The organism is Cnuella takakiae, assembly GCF_001953305.1.
Lineage (GTDB): Bacteria > Bacteroidota > Bacteroidia > Chitinophagales > Chitinophagaceae > Flavisolibacter > Flavisolibacter takakiae.
In genome coordinates, this window is record NZ_MTFE01000010.1 from 1,172,556 (window position 1) to 1,197,701 (window position 25,146).

The 25,146-nt window shown below is 50.4% G+C and carries 19 protein-coding genes and 2 riboswitches; of the genes, 10 read left to right on the plus strand and 9 right to left on the minus strand.

The window, feature by feature from the left end; translation table 11 throughout:
* Window positions 1–5: 5 nt before the first annotated feature.
* Window positions 6–197: a hypothetical protein gene (locus BUE76_RS05485; RefSeq protein WP_073048522.1), complete on the minus strand. Its 192-nt coding sequence runs from the start codon at window positions 195–197 to the stop codon at window positions 6–8.
* 1,289 nt (window positions 198–1,486) lie between these two features.
* On the opposite strand from BUE76_RS05485, the gene BUE76_RS05490 reads away from it, so the two are divergent.
* The gene (locus BUE76_RS05490) at window positions 1,487–3,250 is read left to right on the plus strand and encodes an alpha-amylase family protein (protein WP_216820626.1); all 1,764 of its coding nucleotides are present in this window, start codon (window positions 1,487–1,489) and stop codon (window positions 3,248–3,250) included.
* Window positions 3,251–3,359: 109 nt separating this feature from the next.
* Here BUE76_RS05490 and BUE76_RS05495 read toward each other — a convergent pair whose 3' ends face one another.
* Window positions 3,360–4,073: a haloacid dehalogenase type II gene (locus tag BUE76_RS05495; protein ID WP_073048520.1), complete on the minus strand. Its 714-nt coding sequence runs from the start codon at window positions 4,071–4,073 to the stop codon at window positions 3,360–3,362.
* Window positions 4,074–4,395: 322 nt separating this feature from the next.
* On the opposite strand from BUE76_RS05495, the gene BUE76_RS05500 reads away from it, so the two are divergent.
* From BUE76_RS05500 to BUE76_RS05520, 4 genes are all read left to right on the plus strand, one after another.
* On the plus strand, window positions 4,396–5,508 hold the full coding sequence (locus BUE76_RS05500; protein ID WP_073048517.1) for an AI-2E family transporter: 1,113 nt from the start codon (window positions 4,396–4,398) through the stop codon (window positions 5,506–5,508).
* 278 nt (window positions 5,509–5,786) lie between these two features.
* Window positions 5,787–7,004 (plus strand): NAD(P)/FAD-dependent oxidoreductase, encoded by a 1,218-nt coding sequence (locus BUE76_RS05505; RefSeq protein ID WP_073048514.1) that lies wholly within the window; start codon window positions 5,787–5,789, stop codon window positions 7,002–7,004.
* Between the two features lie 905 nt (window positions 7,005–7,909).
* The gene (locus tag BUE76_RS05510) at window positions 7,910–8,398 is read left to right on the plus strand and encodes a DUF421 domain-containing protein (RefSeq protein WP_073048512.1); all 489 of its coding nucleotides are present in this window, start codon (window positions 7,910–7,912) and stop codon (window positions 8,396–8,398) included.
* A gap of 454 nt (window positions 8,399–8,852) precedes the next feature.
* Entirely contained in the window at window positions 8,853–10,208 is a 1,356-nt protein-coding gene (locus tag BUE76_RS05520) for a chloride channel protein (protein ID WP_073048508.1), read from the plus strand.
* A gap of 103 nt (window positions 10,209–10,311) precedes the next feature.
* On the opposite strand, the gene BUE76_RS05525 is transcribed toward BUE76_RS05520, so the two are convergent.
* Window positions 10,312–10,647 (minus strand): four-helix bundle copper-binding protein, encoded by a 336-nt coding sequence (locus tag BUE76_RS05525; protein WP_073048506.1) that lies wholly within the window; start codon window positions 10,645–10,647, stop codon window positions 10,312–10,314.
* Window positions 10,648–10,848: 201 nt separating this feature from the next.
* On the opposite strand from BUE76_RS05525, the gene BUE76_RS05530 reads away from it, so the two are divergent.
* On the plus strand, window positions 10,849–13,074 hold the full coding sequence (locus tag BUE76_RS05530; RefSeq protein ID WP_073048504.1) for a bifunctional alpha,alpha-trehalose-phosphate synthase (UDP-forming)/trehalose-phosphatase: 2,226 nt from the start codon (window positions 10,849–10,851) through the stop codon (window positions 13,072–13,074).
* Here BUE76_RS05530 and BUE76_RS05535 read toward each other — a convergent pair.
* From BUE76_RS05535 to BUE76_RS05545, 3 genes are all read right to left on the minus strand, one after another.
* Window positions 13,071–13,955, minus strand: a complete 885-nt coding sequence (locus BUE76_RS05535) for a universal stress protein (protein WP_073048502.1) — start codon at window positions 13,953–13,955, stop codon at window positions 13,071–13,073. The genes BUE76_RS05530 and BUE76_RS05535 overlap by 4 nt on opposite strands.
* 215 nt (window positions 13,956–14,170) lie before the next feature.
* Window positions 14,171–15,562, minus strand: a complete 1,392-nt coding sequence (locus BUE76_RS05540) for a HAMP domain-containing sensor histidine kinase (protein ID WP_073048500.1) — start codon at window positions 15,560–15,562, stop codon at window positions 14,171–14,173.
* Between the two features lies 1 nt (window position 15,563).
* Window positions 15,564–16,256 (minus strand): response regulator transcription factor, encoded by a 693-nt coding sequence (locus BUE76_RS05545; RefSeq protein WP_073048498.1) that lies wholly within the window; start codon window positions 16,254–16,256, stop codon window positions 15,564–15,566.
* 143 nt (window positions 16,257–16,399) lie between these two features.
* Here BUE76_RS05545 and BUE76_RS05550 point away from each other — a divergent pair, with 143 nt between their 5' ends.
* Both BUE76_RS05550 and BUE76_RS05555 read left to right on the plus strand, forming a co-directional pair.
* Window positions 16,400–17,230, plus strand: coding sequence for a universal stress protein (locus tag BUE76_RS05550; protein WP_073048496.1), 831 nt, complete (start codon window positions 16,400–16,402; stop codon window positions 17,228–17,230).
* Window positions 17,231–17,239: 9 nt separating this feature from the next.
* Window positions 17,240–18,847, plus strand: a complete 1,608-nt coding sequence (locus BUE76_RS05555) for a tetratricopeptide repeat protein (RefSeq protein WP_083596732.1) — start codon at window positions 17,240–17,242, stop codon at window positions 18,845–18,847.
* A 172-nt stretch (window positions 18,848–19,019) separates the two neighbouring features.
* Here BUE76_RS05555 and BUE76_RS05560 read toward each other — a convergent pair whose 3' ends face one another.
* The 3 genes from BUE76_RS05560 to BUE76_RS05575 all read right to left on the minus strand — a co-directional run bounded on the left by BUE76_RS05560 (window position 19,020) and on the right by BUE76_RS05575 (window position 23,570).
* Complete coding sequence (locus tag BUE76_RS05560) at window positions 19,020–19,703, minus strand: haloacid dehalogenase type II (RefSeq protein ID WP_073048490.1); 684 nt, start codon at window positions 19,701–19,703, stop codon at window positions 19,020–19,022.
* Between the two features lie 521 nt (window positions 19,704–20,224).
* On the minus strand, window positions 20,225–22,579 hold the full coding sequence (locus BUE76_RS05570) for a ribonucleoside-diphosphate reductase subunit alpha (protein WP_073048483.1): 2,355 nt from the start codon (window positions 22,577–22,579) through the stop codon (window positions 20,225–20,227).
* Window positions 22,580–22,598: 19 nt separating this feature from the next.
* A complete protein-coding gene (locus tag BUE76_RS05575; RefSeq protein WP_073048480.1) occupies window positions 22,599–23,570 on the minus strand; it encodes a ribonucleoside-diphosphate reductase small subunit in 972 nt (323 codons plus the stop codon).
* 134 nt (window positions 23,571–23,704) lie between these two features.
* A riboswitch (cobalamin riboswitch) is annotated at window positions 23,705–23,899 on the minus strand.
* 218 nt (window positions 23,900–24,117) lie between these two features.
* Window positions 24,118–24,206: riboswitch (TPP riboswitch) on the plus strand.
* A 52-nt stretch (window positions 24,207–24,258) separates the two neighbouring features.
* Between BUE76_RS05575 and thiS the strand changes: the two genes are divergently transcribed.
* Window positions 24,259–24,462, plus strand: coding sequence for a sulfur carrier protein ThiS (gene thiS, locus BUE76_RS05580; RefSeq protein WP_073048476.1), 204 nt, complete (start codon window positions 24,259–24,261; stop codon window positions 24,460–24,462).
* Window positions 24,463–24,529: 67 nt separating this feature from the next.
* On the plus strand, window positions 24,530–25,138 hold the full coding sequence (locus tag BUE76_RS05585; RefSeq protein WP_073048473.1) for a thiamine phosphate synthase: 609 nt from the start codon (window positions 24,530–24,532) through the stop codon (window positions 25,136–25,138).
* Window positions 25,139–25,146: the final 8 nt, after the last annotated feature.

Consider the following 25,146-nt stretch of genomic DNA (forward strand, 5'->3'; position numbering starts at 1 on the left):
ATTGCTTATTCAGGTTGTTCCTGGTCAGGCTTAAGGGTGCCTTGCTCTTTAGCCCTTTCTATATCATCCATATACCGGTTGGCATTATCAATGGCAATGCGGTTATCTTCCTCATCGCCTGCATAGTCGTCCAGGTTAATTTGCTGCATCGGATCCTTTTCAGTAATCGGTTCTTTTTGCTTTTTCGAGCTGTCCATATGCTTGGGTTTAAGTAATAAAAAATTTAGTAAGCATCACAACAAATCAACGCATTCCGACGCCACCCCAATTACTTTGCGTCGGGAAATTTTATTTTGCTCGTCCATAATTTGAATTTGTCGGATTTGAATCGATTGCTTTCAATAAAACCTAGTGTGCGTATTACAACGCATTGGTTTGTTTGAGATCTGGAAATTACCATACCATAAAAACGTGCAGCCCATAGGCTTTCATGAGCTTTCATCACTCATGTCGCCATTTTATTGATTAAGGTTACTCAATTCATAACGTGATAATCGAAAGGATATAATTATTTATTGCTGCCGGCAAATGAATGGTTGCAATGGTGGAGCAGAATTGCTTTTTAGTTGCTGTTTGGCAACAAAAAACTAACTACTGTAGAAGCACTACAGTGAGGCTTGTGATAATTTGCTCAAAGAACAGTAGCGTGGCGCCATTGGTTTTTCCGGTTTACTTCCGGGAGCAGTAGTCAGCTACGCCTCATCCGGGGTGCTCGCTTGTTCGGTATGTAACAAGTTCTGTGGCATGGTATAGGTTTACTATTTCTAAGCACGGTCGAGCCATTTATTTATGAGTGCTTGGGTGATGAAACTTTTTGATTTTGGGTAATGGTTTAATTTTCTGTAGCCACATACCCGGACATCAGGCAACTGCCATCTTACGCTTTATGGGCTATTGTTCCTGTTCTTAAAGTCTCAATGTGGATACCATCTGGTTGATGGTGGTCCATTTAAATGCTCCGTGCCACTAGGCAGAAAACATCATATTTCTATAACCCGTTGCCCGCTTAGGAAAAAGAAATAGAAGTGGAAGCAAGGAAAGCAGACTTTCCTGGATATCCTTGCCATTGTAGCCTTCCTGCTTCAGGCTGCTGAGTTCGGTATTGATATCAGCCGCAAATGGAAAAAAGCAAGAAAAGGCAGCAGAAAGAATATGGCTGTTCCAGCCTGAACCTAAATGAACTTTCCTGGTAAATTTTTTTAAAGAATGATTATTGCAGAAGCTGTTGTCTTATGAAGTACAGTTTGTTGTCCAAGGTGTGATCGCAATTCGCTGTACAAGGGTTTGAAAACAAAATCGCGGTCTAACGTAGGTCAGTATTGCATGTAGCGTACAACTTTACTGTTAGAGTACGCATTTTTGTTTCATCCCTTTTACGAAGAATACAGAACAACCCAGTTCTTAATCAGGCTTGGGAAAGCGCATTACTTGGTTATTGTTGGCAACTGCATCAACTACCGGCAAAGCATCAAAAAGAATACAATCCATGCGTAACAAAATGTTTCCCTTCTCGCTTATAGTTGTGATCCTGGCACCTTTCCTGGTTAAATGCCGCCAGCAGGGCGAAAAAGAACAGCGGGCAACACAGGCAACCACACCGATTTCTGTTGATAGCACGGCTGCTTTATGGTATAAAAACAGTGTCATGTACACACTGGATGTAGAAGTGTTCCAGGATTCGGATGGGGATGGTACGGGCGATTTCAAAGGACTTACCCAAAGGTTGGGCTATATTGATTCGCTGGGCGCCGACGTGATTTGGCTGGCACCTTTTCAACCTACTCCAAACAAAGACGATGGCTACGACGTTTCGGACTATTATACCATCGATCTCAGGCTCGGCTCAATGGCCGATTTCCAAAACATGATTAAAGCTGCTGATGCCCGGGGGCTGCGCATTATTATGGACCTGGTGGTTAACCATACTTCCAATGAACACCCCTGGTTTCGCGAGGCACAAAGGGATACTGCAGGGCCCATGCATGATTGGTATGTGTGGGCGAAAGGGCGGCCTGAAAACTATGATGTGGGGATGGTTTTTCCTGGCGTGCAGAAAACCATCTGGAGCCTGGATTCCCGCTCGGGATTGTATTACTATCACCGTTTTTACGACTTTCAGCCTGATTTGAATGCACAGCACCCACAGGTGCAGGCAGAAATCAAAAAGATTATCCGGCATTGGTTGAACCTGGGTATTGCAGGCTTCCGGCTCGACGGTGTGCCTTTTTTTATCGAAGTACCGCAAACAAAAGGAGAAAAGTTTGAGCACCAGTACGAACTGCTGTCGCAGATGCGGTCTTTTGTACAGTCGATCCGAAAGGATGCCGTGATTTTAGGTGAAGCCAACGTTTTGCCAGCGGAAAACGAGCATTATTTTGGAAGGCAGGGTGAGGGAATGAACATGATGTTCAATTTTTTCGTTAACCAACACCTGTTTTATGCACTGGCTACCGGCGAGGTAAAGCCCTTGAAAGATGCACTAGATGCCACTTCGGAAATTTATCCCAACGCACAATGGGGGCAGTTCCTGCGGAATCATGATGAGGTGGACCTGGGCAGGCTCAGTAAAAAGGATCGTGAAAAAGTGTATGCCGCTTTCGGGCCTGATACCAGCATGCAACTTTACGACCGGGGTATCCGCCGGCGGCTGGCGCCCATGATGCATAATAACCGCAAGCAATTGGAGCTGGCATATAGTGTGTTGTTTTCCTTGCCCAGCACGCCGGTGCTGCGCTATGGCGATGAAATAGGAATGGGCGACAACCTGGCGCTTAAAGAACGGAATTCCGTTCGCACCCCCATGCAGTGGTCTGAATCGTTTAATGGCGGCTTTTCCTCTTCAGTGAAAACCGTTCGCCCGGTGGTTGATACAGGAATATTCGGTTATCCTTCCACCAATGTAGCACTGCAACAAAAAGACACGGCATCGCTGCTTGCCTGGACGGCCAGGATGGCCCACCTGCGCAAGCAGTGCCCGGAAATAGCTTATGGTAGCTGGCGTTTGTTGAACTCCGGGTCGCCGCAGGTTTTGGTGATGCTTTATTCCTGGCAGGGGAAATCTTTATTGATGCTCCACAATTTCGGAAAGGAAGCTGTTCAGGTGCAACTTGATAGGGAGGATGTCGATTTTCCCCACCTGCAACTGGTTGCCACATCAGGTGCCGTTGTAAAAACAGATCAGGACATCCCGGTGCTCTCTTTGCCGGCTTATGGTTATTACTGGGGCCGGTCTGCAACAGTTCTCAAATGATTCTTTTCAGTTGATGAATGAAATCAATTCAATAAGCTGACCTTTTTTAAAACCTTTCAATTGCACAGAAAAGCTATTACAGCATGCAAGTATCTGTGCCTTGCTGCAACTACCTGGCGCTCACTGCTTCAGGGTTGCCGGGTTGTAAGACGGAAAGCGTATTTGCAAGGTCTTTGATATGCCTGCAGCTGTAATCCGGCTTTGGGGCAAGGGTATAAGGTGCCTGGCCCTTGCGCCTGATAAATGCGGTTTGCATGCCTGCTGCGGCGGCCCCGGCAATATCCCATCCATGTGCCGCCACCATCAATATCTCGGAGGGTGCAACACCAAGCACTGCTGCTGCATGTTGATAAGGTTCCACTGCCGGCTTAAACTTCCTTACAGCATCCACACTCAGGTTGGCTTCGAAGTAAGAGGTTAGGGCACTATTTGATAATTGGGTCATTAATGTTTGCTGCGGTGAATTGGTGAGTGTCGCCAGCCGGAGTCCTTGTTGTTTTAACAGCTGTAGTCCAGGTTTTACATCTTTATAGGGCTTCAAATGTCCCATCAGGGAAAGGGCTGCCTTTTTTTCGTGTTCTCCCACTTCTTCATCCAGAGCCACAGCCGCCAGATCCAAAGCAGCATTGCCAATTGTTGCAAAGTCGTGGTACTGGTTGGTGCAGTTTTCTACCAGCGAGTACTGGAGCAAGAGCCCAAACCAGATGCGAAAGCCGCTTCTGCTGTCCAGGATGCTGTTTACTTTCCTTTTTACTGGTGTCATGTCCAGAAGCGTTTCGTTTACATCAAAAAGGATCACTGCTGGTTTGGTAAATTGATTCATGTGGTGCCTGTTTGACCGGGGTATGATTTTATAACCTGTGCTCTAGTATATTTTGTGCTTATGAGGCGTGCCGCAGTTAAGCAGCTTGAAAGCACTCCGTACCCGACTGGGTAAAGAGGCCATCAATTTCACTGTAGGCAGGGGCAACATCACCAGTCCCTCATGTAAGCATGCTTATATTCCATTTGGTTGCTCATGACATTCGGCGATAGTTGATCGTTTACCCGGTAAAGGATTGATAGGTGGGGCAAAAAACAAACCATCGGAAAGGATGGAGCATTTCAAGTTGTGATATTGGTATAATTCTTTTCGCAACTTTTGCATGCGACACCAAAAGGTTATTAAAGCTGCGGCCATCTTCATTATCCTCATTGCAATTGTAGTGATCCTGGTATATGCCAAGCCTTTCCTGGTGCCGGTTACTTTTGGTGCTTTGCTGGCCATGGTTTTATTGCCCATTACCAAGTGGCTGCAGCACAAAGGTGTAGGCCATGCGCTTGCTATTATACTTTCTATGCTGGTGTTGGTTGCTTTCTTCGCCCTGGTAATATTCTTTATCTCCTGGCAGGTATCCGATATTGCCTCAAATGCTTCACAACTGGAACAACAGCTCACCAGTAAGTACCAGCAGGCGCAGCAATTCATTGCAAAGAAAATGGGGGTGCCTGTGGAACAGCAACAGCAATTGCTTAAAAAGCAGCAGCAATCCTCCTCCGGACAGATGGGCACAATGATTACCGGGTTTTTATCCGGCCTGGGTGGTTTCCTGACCAATACATTGCTGGTGCTGGTGTATATCTTCCTGTTTACTTACTTCAGGGAACGGATCAAGGGGTTTATTGTTCGGCTGGTTCCCAAAGAGCAGGAAGGCAATGCGGTTGATACTGTAAGCAGCGCTCAAAAAGTGGCGCAGAAATACCTGGGTGGCCTGGCGTTGATGGTTGCTTTTCTTTGGGTAATGTATGCTATTGGCTTTACCATAGCAGGTGTTAAGAATGCCATTTTCTTTGCCATAATTTGTGGTTTACTGGAGATTGTTCCTTTTGTGGGCAATCTTACGGGTACGGCACTTACACTGACGATGTCGCTGGTGCAGGGTGGCGGCATGAACATCGTCATCGGTATCCTGGTTACATATGGATTGGTGCAGTTTATTCAAACTTATATTCTGGAGCCGCTGGTGGTTGGTGCAGAGGTAAGCATCAATCCCCTGTTTACCATTATAGGCCTTGTTGCAGGTGAACTGGTATGGGGCATACCGGGTATGATCCTGGCTATACCGCTGATGGGCATTGCCAAAATAGTTTGTGACCATGTGGAGCCGCTGAAGCCATATAGTTACCTGATTGGCGAGGATAAAAAGAAAGGCGAGGAAAGCGGCTTCAAGAAAAAGATGAAGCAGGCAGGTGAAAAGATCAAAGGATGGTTCAGGTAAAATGTGCGCCATCGAATATTTGTCAGGATGCATTTTCCCTGCTTAAATAGCAACAGGGAGGCTGCAAACACGCAAGTATGAACTATGCGGCACATGCCACGCTTTCAAGCCGGTATTTCATCATTGTTGCTGCCGTTGCAACAGGTGATAACGTAAATGTTGTAAGGGTCTGACTCCTGTATCAGAAATGGCGATGCATGCAGGATTACAGGGGTGTGCAGTAAAAGTAGCCGAATGGTTGTGTATGAATTTTGCAGGCAACACAGTAAACATTATTTATGGACCTGCATTCCGGCTACCCATACTGGCTCATTCGCAATGGATTGCTGGCCGAATATCCCGCCCTCACCCATAATCTGCCGGATGAAGAGATTGTCATCATTGGATCAGGGATTTCGGGCGCCCTGGCAGCGCATGAGTTGTGCAAAGCCGGCTTCCGGTGTACCATCCTCGATAAGCGGCTGTTGGCTGCAGGCAGTACCTGGGCTTCAACCGCCCAATTGAATTACGAGATTGATGCTTCGATGCTGCAGCTAGCCAAATGGTATGGCGAGGAGCAGGCGGCAATGGTGTACCATGCAAGCTTTCAGTCGGTGAACAAAGTGCAGGATATATCGGCGGAAATCGGGCTGATGGGTGATGGCAACGGCCGGTCCAGCATATACCTGGCCAGCGATCGCAACGGGAAGAAAGAAGCACCTAAAGAGGCTGCCATCCGCCAAAAACACGGGTTGCCGGTAAGTGTGCTTGACCGGGATGCATTGCAGGCCCGCCGGATTATGCAACAAGACTGTGCTCTTTACCACCAGCACGCTTTCCAGTTTGATGCCTACCAGATGACGGCCAGGCTGATACAACACAATGTGGCAAAAGGCAACCTCAAGGTATATACCCGTACCTGTGTTGAAAAGTTGGCGTCGCAAAAAGACGGAGTGGTTTTGGAAACTAGTGAAGGGTATCAGGTACGGTGCCGCTTTGTGGTATGTGCGCCGGGCTATGAGTCGGCCCAGTTTCTTCCGCGAAAGGTGATGGACCTGCATGCCACTTATGCTTTGGTAACCCAGCCGCTTCCGGAAGAACAGTTATGGAAAGAGCGTAGCCTGATCTGGGAAACAAAAAGGCCTTATTTCTACTGTCGCACTACTACCGACAACCGCATCATGATGGGTGGCGAGGATGTGCCGTTCAGAAACCCAAAAAGGCGGGATGCCCTGATGGGTGTTAAAGAGGAAGCCCTCCTGAAACATTGCCGGACCCTGTTTCCGCACCTCCACATCAATGCGGACTTTGTATGGTGTGGCACTTTTGGCGAATCGCCCGACGGGCTGCCCTATATTGGTAGGTATCCAGGCATCGACCATGTGTTTTTTGCCCTTGGTTATGGCGGCAATGGCACCACCTACAGCACCATGGCTGCCGAGATGGCCCGCAACCATCTTACTGGCGTGCGTGATGAGCGGGAACAACTGTTCGGGTTTGACCGGAAGCGTAAATAGCTTTTAATTATTGGCTGGCAACGCTGCAATTATACTCGGTGTTCCTGCTTTTTTGGCCTGTATGGTCTAGGTGACTGCTTAAGGCTCAGCGCGAAAAACATCCTGACCAGTTGGGAAGGCACCCATGTTCATATCGATGATGCAACCCTTAAAAGGGATGGTGGATAGGTGGTTGAAATAAAAACAAAAAAGGAGTGTTGGCGTTTTTTGGGGCTAACCTTTTTTGGATCAGGGTTAGAATAATGTATCAGCTGTCTTCAACCTATAGCCTATTCAGGTGTTGCAAAACTGCACCTTAAGATTGTTTGACCGGTTTGCTTCTTGAGACCACCTTTTAGCTAAACTCCATGATTTGGCTCTTGCATACTTCTATGTAAATAGCGATAAATGTTTGTACGCTTCTTAATTGCCTGTTTGCAGAATCTTGGTTATGCTTTATCTGCCGGGATATTGTTTGTGTAAGCCAGTTGAAACAACCCCAGGTGAGAAAACCAGTTGATTAGGATAATGTTTGGACACCTGCTAAGAACATGAAATCCCAATAAGCAGGACGCAAGAGTGCCTTCAAATTGAGCGGGAGGGAGCCTGTGTGGGTAGTGGCGCATGATGGTGCGTAGAAAAAGTAAGCACAATAAGATTTCTATAGGTGAACTAGCATGATTTTTTGACACTTGAGCTGTGATGCATTCGTAGATGCTACCCATGTCGAAATGCAATTGGATGGCCGCGGTGTGATTCTTATGGGCACAGTAAAAAGCCGGAGCAAAAGCGCCGGGCGGTAGAATCTTATCAGTTCAAGTAGTGCAACGCGAATCAGCAGCACCTAATGGTGCCGCTTACTTTTTCAACAAATCATGTAAACACTTTTTGCAGGTGCTTAAATGATGTAACCTTGGTATTTCAGTATGGAACGACTAAACGAATGGTGGGGCATAAATGAGGATATTTCACCGGTGGAAATTGCAGCAAGGGCAGCTGTGATGTTTGTTTTAACCTTATTGCTGATCCGGATTACCGGGATGCGGCCTTTCGGAAAGAAGGATCCTTTTGATATCATTATTGCTTTTTTGATCGGCGGCGTATTAAGCCGGGGAGTTGTTGGTGCAACCCCCTTCTTTTCAGCTTTCGCCGGTGCACTGATGCTGATCCTGGTTCATAAGGTTTTATCCTGGCTGTCCATTCATTGGAAAGGTTTCGAAAAAACCGTCAAGGGTGAAAGCCTGTTGCTGTACAAGCAGGGTAGGTATATCGCTGAAAACATGGAAAAAGTTGGCATCACCGAAAATGACATTCACGAAGAACTACGCATTGAATGCCATACCGGCTCTTATGAAAAAATTGCCGAAGTGTACATGGAAAAGACCGGAAAAATCAGTTTTGTCCGAAAGGATTAATGCTGGTTAACTGTGCATGATAATGGTAAGCTGACGGCGTGCAGTACATGACATTGGCTCGGGGAAATACCGGTAGCCGGATGCCTGTTGCCGAAGAGCACTGGTGCTTTTTTCTACAGCCCCAAAACCTTCGTTTTAGTATCCATGACCAGACTATCGGTGCGGTACCGGTGGTTTAGCAGTTTGGTAAAGTCACCTCTTTTGCCCGGCCCGATGCTGCACAGAGCGCGGGTTGCCGAAGATGAATGGCTGGCCGGGGAACGGAAAAAGAAGTTACACAGCATCATGGAAGCCTTTGCCACTTTGCTAGAATCCGATGGAAGTCTACCCTGGCTGTGCAGGCACCAGGTGTGGATGCACAGGCGCCGGCAAACCTTCAGCGGCCCGGTGTCGAAAGCCGGCAGACCCGTATGCAAGGATAAGCAGTACTTTGCGGCACCCAATTTCACCTACCATGCGCAACTTGAACCGGATTGTACAGCGCCGTGCACAGGAATTGCTGAACCGGATTGGCAACAGTCCGGTGCGCACTAACCTGTTGCAGGGCCTGCCTTTTTGGATCGCATCCATCCTTACAGGTATGCTGGCAGTTGCATACGCCCTTCTTTTCGGCTATGCCGAAAGGCTGACCCATGTGGCAATAGGATATAACAAAGCCTTTTTGTTTGTGCTTACGCCTTTTTGTTTCTGGCTGGCCTGGTGGATGGTGCAGCGAGGAGCACCCTTTGCCAGGGGTAGTGGTATTCCGCAGGTGATGGCGGCAATGGAGTATACCCAGCCGGGTAAAAATGGTGTACTTAACCGCTTGTTGGGCATTCGAATCATCCTGGTTAAGATTGCTTCCAGCCTGGTGCTGGTGCTGGGTGGCGGCGCTATTGGCAGGGAAGGGCCTACCATACAGGTGGCAGCCTCCGTGTTTGCGGCCATCAATAAACGTATTCCTGCCACCTGGCCCAGGCTGGCTGACCAGAGTTATATTATTACCGGCGCCGCTGCAGGACTGGCTGCCGCATTCAATACGCCTTTAGGCGGGCTTGTATTTGCCATGGAGGAGCTGGCCCGTATCCATGTCCGGTTTTTTCGTACGGCCCTTTTTGTAGCGGTAATCATTGCAGGCCTTACCGCACAAGGCCTCTTAGGACCTTACCTCTACCTGGGCTACCCCGACGTACGCAATCTTTCCTACCGAATTTTCCTGGGGGTGGTTGTGGTTGCCTTGCTTTCGGGAATAGCAGGTGCTGTGCTCAGCCGGATGATTCTCTGGCTTATTGCCTGGAAACGCCGGGTGCAGGGCAGTTTCAAGCCCTGGCAGTATGCAATAGCTGCAGGTTTGCTTACAGCAGCTTTTGCCTTTTGGATCAGTACGGGCATCTTAGGTTCGGGAAAGGAACTGATGACCGGGGTGCTGTTTGCGCCCAATAAGGAAATTGACCTGGTCGCCTTGGTGGGGCGGTTTGCCGGGCCCCTGCTGGCTTTCAGCACCGGTGCTGCAGGGGGTATTTTTGCACCTGCGCTTGCCGCCGGTGCCGCTGTTGGCGGTTTTGTAGCTCACCTGTTTGTGGTAGGGGGCACCCATGCCAACATCCTGGTGCTGGCAGGCATGGTGGGGCTACTCACAGGTGTTACCCGTACGCCATTTACTTCGGCCATACTGGTGTTGGAAATGACCGACCGCCACAGTGTAATCTTCCACCTGCTGGTGGCGGGATTGGTGGCGCAACTGGTTGCATTACTGGTAGACAAGCATTCCTTTTACGATCACCTGAAGCAAGGCGTCATTCAGGAGTTGGAAAAGAAACCGGCATCCTAGGATGTCGGCTCTTGTGATTGTGCGGCTTTCATTTAGTTAGCTACAGAAGCCGTCGCATAATAGGATTTCAGCTCCGCAAGGCGGGCTTAAAGAAATGGTAGCATTATGCAGCCATCCGGCGGCACGCTTCGGCACACCTGCGGCAGGCTGCTGCGCACTGCTGGCAGTGGTCGTGCTGGTGCTGGGCACATTCTGCGGCACAGGCATCACATGCATCGGCACAAAGCCTGCACAATTCTTTTGCTCGCTCGCTGCCTAAACTCATTAACCTGGCTGCTGTATAACACAAAGCAGCACATTCCATATCCAGCTGGATACAACGGGCCATCATTTTTACATGTTCTTCCTGCAAACAGGAACTTGCGCAATTGTCGCAGGCCGAAGCACAATGCAAACAGGCATCGATACAGTCCTGGTATTGTTGAAATGTTTGTTGCATAATTTTTTTAGAAAAGAAACAAGAACTACACCAGCAGCCCTGTTGCAGTGGCCATATATAAACTTTCCCATGCGGGATCGGTTTTGTCATGGTCTGCTGTCTTGATTATCAGCGCATGGGCTTCTGCGTGGCAATGAATTCTAATGACATTTTAATTCCATGCGGTGCCGGTTGTAGCTAGCTTGCAACAAAGGCTGGCCTATGCAAAAGCAAAGACTGTTCATCGTATCCAACAGGCTTCCCGTTAGTATACTGGAGGAGGGAGGCAGCCTTAAGGTTTTGCCGTCATCGGGTGGCCTGGTAACGGCAGTCAACAGTTTTGTTGCCATGAGTGGCAATGCCTACAAGGACATCAGCTGGGTGGGCGTTCCGGGCTGCTCGCCTGCATCCTGGATGGAAGCATCGCGGCAGCTGCCGCAAACCGCTTTCCGTTATGTTCCTGTAATGGTGTTCAAAGAGCAATATGATCATTATTACAACGGCTTTGCCAATAGTACGCTCTGGCCCTTATGTCACTATTTTCCTTCTTATGCCGAGTACAGTGAAGAAGACTACCTGGATTACCTACAGGTAAACGAACATTTTGCCGAAACACTGGAGCAGTCCTGTGTGGCGGGCGATATCGTATGGATACACGATTACCACCTTTTGCCCCTGGCAGCCCGCCTGCGGCGCAGCATACCGGGGCTGACCATTGGCTTTTTCCTGCACATCCCATTTCCTTCCTACGAGCTGTTTCGCCTGATGCCCCGCAACTGGCAGCAACACCTGCTGGAAGGGATGCTGGGTGCCGACCTTGTAGGCTTTCATACCATGGACTATGCGGCCCATTTCCTGCAAAGCGTGCAGATGGTGCTGGGGCTTAACCATGACCGCAACATCATCCGCCAGAAAGACCGGTTGGTAAAGGTGGATGTCTTTCCCATCAGCATCGATTACAACAAATTCAGCCAGGCATATGATGATATTGAAGTAAGCACTATGCGGCAAAAACTGCAGGTTCAGCTGCAGGGCCGCAAGCTCCTTTTTTCTGTAGATCGCCTTGACTATTCCAAAGGCGTACACCACCGCCTGAAGGCCTATGAATGCTTTTTGAAACAATACCCTGAGTATCGCGGCAAGGTGGTATTTGTGATTGTGGTGGTACCCTCCCGGGATGGTATTGCCAAGTACGCCGAGCGAAAGCGGATGATTGATGAACTGATCAGCAATATCAACAGCCAGGTGGGCGACATTACCTGGCAGCCTGTTATTTACCAATACAACGCACTTGCCTTTGCCGAAATGGTGGGACTGTACACCGCCTGCGATGTGGCGCTGATTACGCCATTGCGCGACGGCATGAACCTGGTTGCAAAGGAGTTTGTAGCCAGCCGTGCCGACAAAAGGGGCGTGCTGGTACTGAGCGAAATGGCCGGGGCAGCCCGGGAGCTTTCCGATGCCCTGCTCATCAACCCCAACGACACGCGTGAACTTGCAGGAAAAATCAAGGAAGCCCTGGAGATGGATGCTGAAGAGCAGGCTTTGCGCATGGTTCAAATGCGCAGCCGCATTGCCCATTACACCGTAAAGGACTGGGCAGAGGACTTTATGTCGGAGCTCCAGCAGATCAAGGTGCGCCAGGAACAATACCAGGAATTGTTCCTGGCGGATACCGATAAGCGTAAGCTGCTCGACAGCTATAGCAGTGCCCACCGGCGGCTTTTGCTGCTGGATTACGACGGTACCCTGGTGTCTTTTTGCAACAATCCTACACAGGCTGTTCCCGGCAACGAATTGCTGGACCTGCTGCATAGCCTGGGCAGTAAGGAAAACCATGAAGTATGGCTGATCAGTGGACGCAGCAGTGCCTGGCTGGAGCAGTATTTTGGTCATCTGCCGGTGGGACTTATTGCGGAGCATGGTGCCAAAATGAAACAACAGGAAGGCGCATGGAATACAGAAGTGCCTTTCAACAGCGAATGGAAAGAAGCCGTGCGCAACATCATGGAACGCTATGTGCGCCGTTGTGCCCACACCTTTATCGAGGATAAGGAGTTTTCCATGGTATGGCACTACCGCAATGCCGATCCTTTCCAGGGCAGGCTTCGGTCGTCGGAACTGGCAGCCGAACTGAATAAATACCTGATAGACCGGCAACTGGAAGTGGTTTGCGGCAACAAGATCGTGGAAGTGCGCAATAGTGGCACCAACAAGGGCACCGCCATACGCAAGCTGCTGGCCACCCGTACTTTCGACTGGATTTTTGCCGCAGGGGATGATAAAACCGATGAGGACATGTTCAAAATGCTGGCGCCGATAGCACATGCCCACACCATTAAAGTGGGACCAAATGCTTCTTATGCCCGTTACAACCTGCTCAAGCCACAAATGGTGGTTGGCCTGCTCCGCAGTATGAGCGAACTTCAGGCAATGCAGGCCATTTAGCCTGCCCTTGAATAGCTGATGGCGGTGTCCTTGCTCTTTGTTATTTGTTCACAGTGCAGGGGCACAAATAGCAAGGGGTTTTTCAAACCGTTGATGGCTGCCTGGGTGTGTGGTCCTATGAACCTGCTGTTGCCGTTCATGTCGAGGGCGCTGTTTGCCACTACCAGTGCCCCTTCGTTCCGGCTGGCATAATGCACCAACTCCTTGCCAATGCGCAGGCTGGTGCCCTGGGCCATTTTTACCAGCACCTTTTTCTCCGCACATTTCTCCTGCACCTGGTCGGCAAAGGCATGGAGCGCCCGGTTGCCAATATCCAGCAGCTTCTGGTTCACCGACAACAACTCGATGGTGGCGCCGGTGCTGACAAAAGGAAGTACCAGGTCGTGGCGCATTTGTGCACCATCCATCAGCCGGAAGGGATAGACTACATGGTGAAACAACCCTTGTGGGCAGGACGCGGGCACCACTAATACCGGCACGTTACTGTGTTTGATGGTGTAATAGGTGTTGTGCCCGGCAAAACCATCGCGGATGCCCGAAGCGCCGTGTTTGCCCATTACCACCAGGTCGGCTGATTGTTCCTCGGTTGTTTGTACAATGGTTTCGGTAACATTTCCCCCTTTCATCGAAAGGCTGATGCGTAGCTGGTACTTTGTTGCCAGTGTTGCAGCGAGGGCCGGCAGTACATCGTTGTGCGACCCTTGCAGGTTGAGGGCAGGCCCAAAAGGATCCTCCATTGCGTCTAGTCTTTCTTCAATGTGCAACAGGTGCAGGGTAGCGCCTGTTGCCTGGGCCAGGGCACCCGCCACTTCTACCGCGTTCAGCGAGGAATCGCTGAGGTCAAGAGGTGCCAAAATATTTTGGATGGTATAGGTTGCCACAGGTTAACTGGTTTTGTATGGAACAACGCGTTTTTCCCCAACAGGATAAACGCCTTGCAAATTGCACCATCCCCTTCCCTCAACCTTCAAAAACACATTAGAAACAAATTAGAACTTGTGCGGCATTGGCTTGGTAACCCCCGCATTACTGGTTAAGCGGGGCGTGCGGCAGTAAGGTTTACCCGCGTGTACAGGTACCAGAGCGTTTTGGGAAATTACACATTGCCCAGGCGGGTGGCGCTGGGCAGCACGATCTGGAACAGGGAACCACCCGACGCCGGCTGTATCAGGTCGATGGTGCCTTTGTGTATTTTGATGATCCGTTCTGCAAGGGGCAGGCCCAGTCCAAAACCCTGTTTGGGTGTGTCGCCTGCTATCCGGTAAAAGGGCTGGAATACTTTGTTGCGTTCCTGTAGGTCAATGCCGGGACCTTTATCCTGCACCTCGATGACTATGGCATGCTCCTGTACGGCAAGCACCACCCTGGCGTTTTGGTCGGGGGCATACTTGCAGGCGTTCAGTACTATATTCTTTAGTGCGGTTAGCAACAGGGGCTCATTGCCAAATACCAGCAGCTGCTCCTCCTGTTCGGGCAAGTTTTCGAAGTCGATGGTAACTGCGTAATCGGGGTTGATGCGTGTAGCTTCCGCAGGCAACCGCAGCACAATTTCGTCCATACGCACCAGGCTTATTTCCAGGCCACCGGGATCACCGCTTGCCTTGGCAAACTCCAGCAGGGTTTGGGTGAGCTTACACAGGTGCTGCACATCCTGGAATATCGATTCCATTACCTGTTTGTACTCGGTGGCAGCCCTTTCGCGGCTCAGGGCAATTTCCAGCTGGCTGGAAATTGCAGTAAGCGGGGTAGACAGCTCGTGCGAAGCGTTGGCAATAAAGCGCCGCTGCATTTCAAAGCTTTCCTGCAGGCGGTCGAGCAGGGCATTGAGGGTAGTGGACAACTGGTACCATTCATCCCTGCTGTCGCCGGTATGGATGCGCCGGGTAAGGTTCTGTGCCGAGATGTCGCGGGTATCGTCGGAAATAGCCTGGATCGGCCGCAGCAGGCCCCGGGAGAAAAAATACCCGATCACCACCACCAGTATAATGCCGCTTACAAAACCAAAAAGCAGGATGTTGCGCAGTTGTTGCAAGGATTGGCGTCCTTCGGCATCTTCACCGGCAACAAACACATCAATGGTATTATCACCGGAACTGTAGTGATAACCTACCATTTCTTTTTTGCCCTCGGCAACAAATACCTGCCCCTTGAAACGTACGGTAGCCAGGTCGTTGACGGTGATGGAAAGGGTATCGGCCGCAAGGTCGCTGTAGCGGTAAATACGGTCGTCCATGCTGTTGTAAGCCTCCACCGACTTGTTGTTGAGGGCGATGGTGGTGGCGGCATCAATGCGGCGTACCAGTTCGCGGTCGAAGGTTTCGCGCTGGCTGAGCAGCCGCGCCGTGGTAATGGCCCGGTTGGTGAGCCTTGTTTTGATGGTGTTGAGCCGCGCCTGGTAGGAAAAATAATAGATGCCGGCGCATACCATGGCCAGGATGATGGCCACCAGGAGTGAAAAGATCAGGGTGATGCGGAAACGTACCGGCATATCAGGCGTTTTCCCTGAGTACATACCCCATACCTACCTGGGTGTGTATCAGTTTCTGGTCAAATGGTTTATCTACTTTGTTGCGCACATAGTTGATGTATACGTCGATGACATTGGTATTGGTGTCAAAGTCTATATCCCAAACATTGATGGCCAGGTCGGCACGGGATACCACCCGGTTTTTGTTGCGCAGCAGGTATTCCAGCAATTGGAACTCTTTAGCGGTCAGTTGTATGTCTTTGTTGCCGCGCCTTACTTCCTTGCTGTCGAGGTTCATTTCCAGGTCGCCTGCTTTTAACATGCTGCCAGTGGGTACCTGCAGCTGCTGGCTTCTTTTGAGCAAAACCCGGATCTTCATCAGCAGTTCGCGAAATTCAAAGGGTTTTACCAGGTAGTCGTCGGCACCGGTATCATATCCTTCCAGTTTGTCGCTGAGCGAGCTGAGTGCGGTGAGCATAATAATGGGTACCTGCGCATCGCGGTTGCGGATATTGCGGCACAATTCATAACCATTCATCCCCGGCAGGTTGATATCAAGGATCACCAGCTCAAAAAGCGCCTGTTGGTACAGCCGCCAGCCGATGGTGCCATCGTAGGCCACTTCTACGCGGAAACCTTCCTCCTCCAATCCCCGCTTCAGGGTGTCGGCAATCTTGCGTTCATCTTCCACCAGTAAAATACTCCGCTCTTTCATCGCTCCTTTTGTTATGGAAAGATAGTTGCCCCTGCCTGTTTGCCAAAAGTGCCTGCTGGCTGCAGCCTTATTCTAATATCATTCTAATGCCAGTTTAATGCCTGCCTAATTCCACAGGGCGAGATTCGTAGTAAACCGGCAGTATGAAGTTTGCTTTCAATAACATATTGGTGCCTGTTGATTTTACCATCAATACGGAAGTGGCCGTAGCCAAGGCACTTGCCCTTGCCGACACCGAAGGCGGCCTGCTTCATTTGTTGCATGTGCGGAAAAACAAGGTTGGTATTGCTGCCCCGGTAAAAGAAAACGAGCTTGCCGCAACGCTGGAACAGTGGCAGCATGAGCTTGAAACCTACCAGCCCGGATTACGGGTACGCTGGTGGATCGCACATGCCGACAGCATCACTTCCGGCATCGTGCACCACGCGGTTAGCCATGGCTGCGACCTGGTGGTGGTAGGCAAGAACAGGAAAGACCATTGGTTTCGTTTTACCGATACCATCGTGCCCAGGCGTGTGGCCGCCCAAACAGGTATACCGGTACTGACGGCCCGCCCCGGCGCCCTGCAAACAAAGGTGCGTACCATAGTGGTACCTGTTTCCGAAACGCTTCCCCTGAGCAAAATGGCTGCTTTGTCGCTGCTCTGTACGCGGATGCATCCCACCATTCACCTGGTAGCTTTTGGCACCAATGCCGCTGTGAGCACTGAAAACGCCGCTTCCCTTTTACAGGTATATCAATGGGTGCGCAGCCACCTGCGCTGCCCCGTTGAATATGCCTTACTGGATGGCAGCCTCCGATCCCGCTCCCTGTTGCGTTACACCCAAAAAGTAGACGCCGACCTATTGCTGGTGTACCCGGAGCAGGAAACAAGGGTAGATATATGGAACCGGCATATTTCCGATGTGCTGCCTGCCCAAAGTAAAGTGCAGGTGCTGGCCCTGCAGCCCGAAACTGAATTTTCAACGACTTAAAACCACACTATGAAAAAATTATTCATGGCCGTTTTGCTGTTATGGAGCGCCGGTATGCATGCGCAAACCATAGCCGAAGGCAACAAAAATCTTTATTACCAGCGCTACCACAGTGCGGTAAACGTCTTCAGTCAGTTGAGCAGCCAGCAACCCGGCAATGGAGCGGCCTGGCTGGGCCTGGCCACCGCCTACCTAGCGCAAAACGCTGCTCCCAAAGCTGCCCAAGCGATTGGAAACGCCCCTGCCGAAGTACAGGACCATCCTTACTTCCGTGCAGCCAAAGGCTCCCTGCTGCTGGCCCAAAACAAAAAGGATAGCGCAGCAGTCTTTTTTGGCCAGGCGCTGGACCAAACCAGGCAAAAAGATGCGGCCCTGCTGCAGGCTATTGCAAAGGCCCATATTGCCTGGGGTGACGCCAGCCGAGCCCTTGAATTATTGCAACAGGCCCAGAAGCGTGAAAAGCGCGATGCCGCCATCAATACCCTGATGGGTGATGCCTATCGCAAAATGGGCAACAGCGGTGAAGCCTACAAGCAGTACCAGGAAGCTATTGCCAAAAACGATAAGTATGCCCGTGCACACTACCAGCTGGGTGATATTTTTCTAAGCCAGAAAAATGCGGATATGTATGTGCAGCATTTCGAAAAGGCATTGGCTGCCGACCCGGCATATGCGCCGGCGCTGGAAAAGCTGTATGCTTACGAGTTTGCCCGCAACCCGCAGAAGGCACGCGCATACTATATGCAGTTTATGGCCAACAGCGATACTTCTGTGAACAACCAGTACGACCTGGCCGACCTGCTCTACATCAATAAAGAATTCAACGAGGCCATTGCCAAAGCGCAAAGCCTGGTGCAGCAGGAAGGGGAGGCCGTTCAGCCCCGTATTTACAAGATGATCGGCTATAGTTATGCCGGCCTCAGGGATACGGCGAAGGCAGCCACCTATATGCAGCAATATTTTCAGCAGGCCCCCGACAGCGTATTGGTGCCGCAGGATTTTGTATCGATGAGTGCCTTCCTCACTGCTGACAGTGATACCGCAAACGATTCGCTGGCGGCTACCTACCTGGCACGGGCGGTGGAAGTAGAAAAGGATTCGGCAACCCTGTACAAGTATTACCAGCAACTGGCAGAACTGGCAAAGAACCGTAAGGATTTTGGGGAGCAGGCCAAATGGATGCATCGCTATTACGCAGGAAATGAAAGGGCCACCAACCTCGACCTGTTTAATACCGGCCTGGCTTATTTCCGCGCCGAAAATTATGGGATGGCCGATTCGATTTATGGCATGTACGTGGCCAAATACCCCGACCAGAGCTTTGGCTATTACTGGCAGGCCAAGAGCAAGGCGCTGCAGGATCCCGAGATGAAGGAAGGGCTGGCGATACCTGCTTACCAGCAACTGATTACTGTATTAAAGCAGGATACCACGGATGCCAACTACCAGAAATGGATGGTAGAAGCCCTAGGTTACCTGGCTGCCTATGAAGCCAATACCGAGAAGGACTATGCAGAAGCGATTGGTTATTTCGAGCAGGTACTGGAAGTAGACCCGGGAAATGCAGATGCCAGGAAATACATCGATATACTGGAGCAGGATAGCAACAGCAAATGATACTTTTTCATAGTTCTAGTTTAGATGGTTTAGACGTAGGCCCTCCATTCCTGGAGGGCTTTTTCATAGATGTTCTGCCAACTGATAGCATGTTTGGGCAGCATCACGCTTGTCCGGCCATTGCCATGTACAAACGTATTCAGCACCTGGTCTAATCCGTTTACCAGAAAGCCTATCCGATTTGCTGCAGCAGTTGGTTCAGGTGTTGTAAACAGATTCCGGGCTTTGGACCTAAAGGGTATGCCAGCTGCTGCGGTCTTTCGATATATGCCGTTTGCATACCGGCATTGTGGGCACCCAGTATATCCCAGTCGTGGGTGGATACCAGCATACAGGCTGCTGCGGGCACGCCGCACTGTTCTGCGGCCCATTGATACACGCGTGTGGCCGGTTTGTACTGCCTGATCTTTTCGCTGCTCAGCACCGGGTCGAAGTAGGAAATAAGCCCGGTACGCTCCATGCGTTCCCTGACCACATCTTTGGGCGCATTGGTGAGTGCCGCCAGCCGGAACCCTGCATCGTACAAATCCGACAGCACTTGCGGGGTACCATCCTGCAGGGGCAGGTATTTCATCAGGTGCAGCAGGTCTTCGATATGCCCTTCCGAGACTTGCACGCCCAGTTGGGCGCCTGCCATCTGCAGGGTAGCCTTGCATACATCTGTAAAGGGCTGAAAAGTGGCTGTACAATTGTGCAGGAAACAATATTGGGTAAGCAGGCTAAACCAAAGATCGTAACCCCGCTTGTTGTCCAGGGCACTGTTGATCCGCCTTTTTATTTCGGTCATATCCAGCAAAGTGTCGTACACATCAAACAATATGTACTGCGGGCGGTGGCGGGATGAAGAAACACTCATGTGCCATTAATTTGAGGTTTAGGCTTGCAAAAGAGCGGCCGCAGTCCCCTGAAGTTTTACTGCACCGACAGTTAACAGAGGTATTTAAATAAAAACCGTTTTGCGTTTAATGAAGCAGTAGTCGTAAATCTGGGTAGGTTCTTTGTAAAGCAGGTCAGGTATTGGCGTTTATCGTGTAGTTACGGTTACTTATTTACGTAACTCATTGACTTATGTTGGTTGATTCGGTGGATTCGCATCCTTCAGGCTTCGCTAATAATTGTTAAGTTTCGTAATAAATGCTTGCAACCATTGGTATGCAGGCATTTTGTTTTTCTGCCCTTCACCATCCAGTTACATACCGCAGGCCGATCCGCTCGGAGGCTTACCGGTTGGTACGCCTGCATTCAGAAAAAGGCAAATGCAAGTTTAAAACAAAACAGCCGGCAGACCTTGGTTACAGGTGCCGGCTGTTTTGTTTAAACTTATTGTGTTGCTTCCTGTAGGCGATCATTATCCAACAGGCGCAGTGTTTCCTCGTCTCACGATCCGCAGCTCACACAGCCATCTTCCATACTACAGGTAGCGCCTGTTGCGATGTCTTCGGGTATTGGCTGAGCCGCTTCTTTTTGCGCCTGTTGTTTGCTAACCGTAAACTGCACTGCCTGTGCGGCTGCCTGTGTACGCAGGTAGTACATACCTGTTTTAAGTCCTTTTTTCCAGGCGTAGAAATGCATGGAGGTAAGCTTGGGTGCAGTAGGCGTATCCACAAACAGGTTGAGGGATTGCGACTGGCAAATAAAAGCCCCACGGTCGGCAGCCATGTCAATCAGGCTTCTTTGCTTGATCTCCCACACGGTTTTATAGATTTCCTTGATATCACCGGGTATGGCCGCAATGTGCTGGATGGAACCGTTCGCTGCAATGATTTGGTTTTTCAGGTCATTGTTCCAAAGGCCCAGTGCCACCAGGTCGTGCAGCAGGTGTTTGTTTACAACAATAAATTCGCCGCTCAGTACCCTGCGGGTGTAGATATTACTGGTGTAGGGTTCGAAGCATTCGTTATTGCCAAAGATCTGCGATGTGGAGGCTGTAGGCATGGGCGCCAGCAGCAGCGAGTTGCGCACGCCGTAACGCAGTACCTCGGCTTTGAGTGCCGCCCAGTCCCAGCGGTCGCTCGGCATTACACCCCACATATCGAACTGGAAGATGCCTTCCGACACCGGCGAGCCTTCATAGGTTGCATAAGGTCCCTGTGTTTTTGCAAGGTCCTTGCTGGCCGTCATGGCTGCGAAATAGAGGGTCTCGAAAATGTTCTTGTTGAGCACCCGCGCCAGCTCACTTTCGAAGGGCAACCGCAGCAGGATGAATACATCGGCAAGCCCCTGTACCCCGATGCCGATGGGCCGGTGCCTCAGGTTGGAGTTTTGTGCTTCGGGCACCGGGTAGTAGTTGTGGTCAATGATCTTATTGAGGTTGATGGTGGCCTCGTAGGCAACCTCGTAGAGCTTCTGGTGATCGAAGGCGCCATCGGCAACAAAACGCGGCAGGGCAATGGATGCCAGGTTGCACACGGCCACTTCATCGGGCGATGTATACTCCATGATTTCGGTACACAGGTTGCTGCTTTTGATCGTGCCCAGGTTCTGCTGGTTGCTCTTGCTGTTGGCAGCATCCTTATACAACAGGTAGGGGGTACCCGTTTCGATCTGCGCTTCCAGGATGGCGAACCACAACTCCTGCGCTTTGATGGTCTTCCGTGCTCTTCCTTCCGATTCATACTGGGTATACAGCTGTTCAAAGGCTGAACCCCAGCAATCACTCAATCCGGGTGCTTCGTGGGGGCAAAACAGGCTCCATTCACCGCCTGCTTCTACCCGCTTCATAAACAGGTCGGGTACCCATAGGGCATAAAACAGGTCGCGGGCACGCAGTTCTTCCTTGCCATGATTTTTGCGCAGGTCCAAAAATTCAAAAACATCGGCATGCCAGGGTTCGAGGTAAATGGCAAAGGCTCCCTTGCGTTTGCCGCCGCCCTGGTCTACATAACGGGCCGTGTCGTTGAACACGCGGAGCATGGGGATGATGCCATTGCTGGTACCGTTGGTGCCGCTGATATAGCTGCCCGTTGCCCGCACATTGTGAATGGCCAGCCCGATGCCGCCGGCGCTTTGCGAAATTTTTGCTGTTTGTTTCAGCGTGTCGTAAATGCCATCGATGCTGTCGTCTTTCATCGTCAGCAGGAAGCAGGAGCTCATCTGCGGCTTGGGTGTGCCTGCATTGAACAGGGTAGGGGTGGCGTGCGTATACCATCCTTCACTCATCAGGTGGTAGGTGCGGATGGCCGCATCGATATCGGACTTATGAATACCGACAGCTACCCGCATATACAGGTGCTGCGGACGCTCGGCAATGGCCCCGTCGATGCGCAGCAGGTAGGATTTTTCCAGGGTCTTGAACCCAAAATAATCGAAGGCATAATCGCGGTCGTATATGAGGGTGCTGTCCAGCAGGTCGGCATTGGCTTCAATCACCTCCATCACCTCGTCGGCAATCAGCGGCATATGCCTCCCTGTGTTGCGGTCTGTATATTCGTGCAGCTGGCGCATGGCCTTTGAAAAGCGCTTGGTGGTATTCTTGTGCAGGTTGCTTACTGCTATGCGGGAGGCAAGCAGGGCGTAGTCGGGATGCGTGGTGGTCAGGGAGGCAGCAACTTCGGCTGCCAGGTTGTCGAGGTCGGTGGTGCGTACGCCATCATAAATACCTTCAATGGTCTTCTTGGCTACATCGGTCACATCCACCAGCGGGTTCAAGCCATAACTCAGTTTTTGCAGCCGGGCAGTGATCTTATCGAATTTGACAGATTCTTTCTTCCCGTTTCTCTTTATTACAAACATGGTACAATGCTTTTGTGATTTAAAAATCTTCCTCGGTAGAAAACACCTGGCTGTCCTTGCCCGATAAAACACCGGCCTTCTGGTAGTCGCCAACCCGCTTCTCAAAGAAGTTGGTTTTGCCCTGCAGCGAGATCATTTCCATAAAATCGAATGGGTTGGCAGTATTGTACACTTTCGGATATCCCAGTTCTGAAAGCCAGCGGTCGGCTACAAACTCGATATACTGCTGCATCAGCCTTGCATTCATGCCAATGAGGTCAACAGGCAATGCTTCGGTGATGAATTCCTTTTCGATGGCCACCGCATCGGTGATGATGGCGTACACTTCTTCCTGCGACAGCTTGTTTTGGAGCATGCCATACAGCAGGCAGGCAAACTCGCAGTGCATGCCTTCATCGCGGCTGATCAGTTCATTGCTGAAAGTAAGTCCGGGCATGAGGCCTCTTTTCTTCAGCCAGAATATGGAGCAGAAAGAACCGCTGAAGAAGATGCCCTCAACGGCCGCAAAGGCCACCAGCCTTTGTGCAAAGGAGCCGTTGGTGATCCAGCGCAGGGCCCACTCGGCCTTTTTCGTTACGGCGGGCACGGTGTCGATGGCATGAAAGAGCCGGTGCTTTTCTGCGGGGTCTTTGATGTAAGTGTCGATCAGCAGCGCATAGGTTTCGCTGTGTATATTTTCCATCATGATCTGGAAACCATAGAAACAGCGTGCTTCCGGCAGTTGCACTTCACTCATGAAGTTCACGGCAAGGTTCTCGTTTACGATGCCGTCGCTGGCAGCAAAAAAGGCCAGCACATGGGCAATGAAATGGCGCTCGCCGCTGTTGAGTGCCTCCCAGTCCTTCAGGTCGCTGCTGAGATCAATTTCTTCGGCCGTCCAGAAGCTGGCTTCGTGCTTTTTGTATTGTTCCCATATCTGGGGATAGTTGATGGGCAGGATGACAAAACGGTCCTTGTTTTCCCTGAGTAGTACTTCGTCGTTGACTTGCATCGTAAATGGATTTAATTACCTGCAGACGAAAAGGGTAGTGCTGATGGGGTAAACCGGCAGCCATGCGTATCGCGTGCACTCCAATACGCTGCGCGGAGATCCGTCAGTACTTTGCCTTTCACCCGAAAGCATTGTTACTAAAATGATGACTGGCAGGTCTTCTGACTTACTCCGTTGTTCCCGGCCTTCCCACCCGTTAAGGGCAGTGGCATGGAGCAGAAACAACACGAAAGGAGCTTACAGCTACGGGGATAGTTCCGGACTTACACCGGATTCCCTTTTAATGCAGTACCCGAAGAGTACCTGCAACCAGTATCGAACGGTGAAGTAAGGACAGAAAACGGGCCGTGTTTTTAAATGTTTTGCACGTCCTGTGCATAACTGTAACCAGGTCTCGGTTTTGTCTGGATGATCGACAGACAACAGGCCTTTATTGATTGCATAAAGCATTTATAGCGTATAGGATGTTGGTATGTATGCCATGCCACCCTTGCGCTGTTGATAGAAGAGAAAACAAAATTTTCAAACACAAACTCCCCTACATTTGTTGAAACTTTAGGGGTGCCGAAAGGCTGAGATGATACCCTCGAACCTGATGCAGGTAATGCTGCCGAAGGGAAAAGTGAATACATACTGCACGTCTGTCCATTCCTGAAGTTTTATTATTTAAGCTCCCTACTAATTCGGAATGGAAATCTATATAAACGATCAGCCACAAGTTTTTGAACCGGGTGCCTCCGTTCAGCAGATTGTTGACGCATGGGCCGGTGAAAAACAAAAAGGCATAGCTGTAGCCATCAACAATACCGTGGTGCCCAGGGCAAACTGGAAAGATCATTTGCTGCAGGACCATGACCGGATACTGCTCATCAAAGCTACACAGGGGGGATGAACCCTCAACTGTAATGGACAGGAGCCAAGGTGCTCTTGGTTGTTTTGCTATATGCGAATGTTTGGATATGCTGATCGTTATTTCAGAGGAGACAATATGCCCCGGAGCAGCAAGCCTGGTCAATGAACTGTTTGATGCAGGAATGCCGGTATTGCACCTGCGCAAGCCGGCAGCAACCGCATCCGATATGCAACATTTGATTGCAGCTATTTATCCAAAATACAGAGCGCTTATAGCACTCCACAGCCACCATCACCTGGCGGAGGAGAATGGTATCAAAAGGCTTCATTTCACCGGAAAGCAACAGGCGGAAACATCAGCTGCCATGCTGGCAAGCTTGAAGGCAAAGGGATTCTATTTGTCGGCGTCGATGCACCAGTTGAAGGAAATAGAACAACAGGGTATGTACTATGATCATGTTTTCTTCGGACCTGTATTCAACAGCATTTCCAAAAAGGGGTACAGCTCTGTACTGTCAGCCCATTTCAGGTTGCCCCAAAGCAGGACTAAGGTTGTAGCCCTTGGCGGAATCGATGTGCATAATTGTGCCGCGGCTTTCCGGATGGGTTTTGATGGCATAGCGGTGCTGGGCGCCATCTGGCAAGGTAAAGACCCGGTCCTTTCTTTTTTACAGGTAAAAAACGCCTACGACCTGGCTGCCGGTTGTAAACAGTAATCAAAAAC

What these genes read in the sequence shown, in the direction of transcription:
- BUE76_RS05485 (WP_073048522.1), bottom strand. Translation starts at nt 197, where the DNA reads ATGGACAGCTCGAAAAAGCAAAAAGAACCGATTACTGAAAAGGATCCG.
- BUE76_RS05490 (WP_216820626.1), top strand. Translation starts at nt 1,487, where the DNA reads ATGCGTAACAAAATGTTTCCCTTCTCGCTTATAGTTGTGATCCTGGCA.
- BUE76_RS05495 (WP_073048520.1), bottom strand. Translation starts at nt 4,073, where the DNA reads ATGAATCAATTTACCAAACCAGCAGTGATCCTTTTTGATGTAAACGAA.
- BUE76_RS05500 (WP_073048517.1), top strand. Translation starts at nt 4,396, where the DNA reads ATGCGACACCAAAAGGTTATTAAAGCTGCGGCCATCTTCATTATCCTC.
- BUE76_RS05505 (WP_073048514.1), top strand. Translation starts at nt 5,787, where the DNA reads ATGGACCTGCATTCCGGCTACCCATACTGGCTCATTCGCAATGGATTG.
- BUE76_RS05510 (WP_073048512.1), top strand. Translation starts at nt 7,910, where the DNA reads ATGGAACGACTAAACGAATGGTGGGGCATAAATGAGGATATTTCACCG.
- BUE76_RS05520 (WP_073048508.1), top strand. Translation starts at nt 8,853, where the DNA reads ATGCGCAACTTGAACCGGATTGTACAGCGCCGTGCACAGGAATTGCTG.
- BUE76_RS05525 (WP_073048506.1), bottom strand. Translation starts at nt 10,647, where the DNA reads ATGCAACAAACATTTCAACAATACCAGGACTGTATCGATGCCTGTTTG.
- BUE76_RS05530 (WP_073048504.1), top strand. Translation starts at nt 10,849, where the DNA reads ATGCAAAAGCAAAGACTGTTCATCGTATCCAACAGGCTTCCCGTTAGT.
- BUE76_RS05540 (WP_073048500.1), bottom strand. Translation starts at nt 15,562, where the DNA reads ATGCCGGTACGTTTCCGCATCACCCTGATCTTTTCACTCCTGGTGGCC.
- BUE76_RS05545 (WP_073048498.1), bottom strand. Translation starts at nt 16,256, where the DNA reads ATGAAAGAGCGGAGTATTTTACTGGTGGAAGATGAACGCAAGATTGCC.
- BUE76_RS05550 (WP_073048496.1), top strand. Translation starts at nt 16,400, where the DNA reads ATGAAGTTTGCTTTCAATAACATATTGGTGCCTGTTGATTTTACCATC.
- BUE76_RS05555 (WP_083596732.1), top strand. Translation starts at nt 17,240, where the DNA reads ATGAAAAAATTATTCATGGCCGTTTTGCTGTTATGGAGCGCCGGTATG.
- BUE76_RS05560 (WP_073048490.1), bottom strand. Translation starts at nt 19,703, where the DNA reads ATGAGTGTTTCTTCATCCCGCCACCGCCCGCAGTACATATTGTTTGAT.
- BUE76_RS05570 (WP_073048483.1), bottom strand. Translation starts at nt 22,579, where the DNA reads ATGTTTGTAATAAAGAGAAACGGGAAGAAAGAATCTGTCAAATTCGAT.
- BUE76_RS05575 (WP_073048480.1), bottom strand. Translation starts at nt 23,570, where the DNA reads ATGCAAGTCAACGACGAAGTACTACTCAGGGAAAACAAGGACCGTTTT.
- thiS (WP_073048476.1), top strand. Translation starts at nt 24,259, where the DNA reads ATGGAAATCTATATAAACGATCAGCCACAAGTTTTTGAACCGGGTGCC.
- BUE76_RS05585 (WP_073048473.1), top strand. Translation starts at nt 24,530, where the DNA reads ATGCTGATCGTTATTTCAGAGGAGACAATATGCCCCGGAGCAGCAAGC.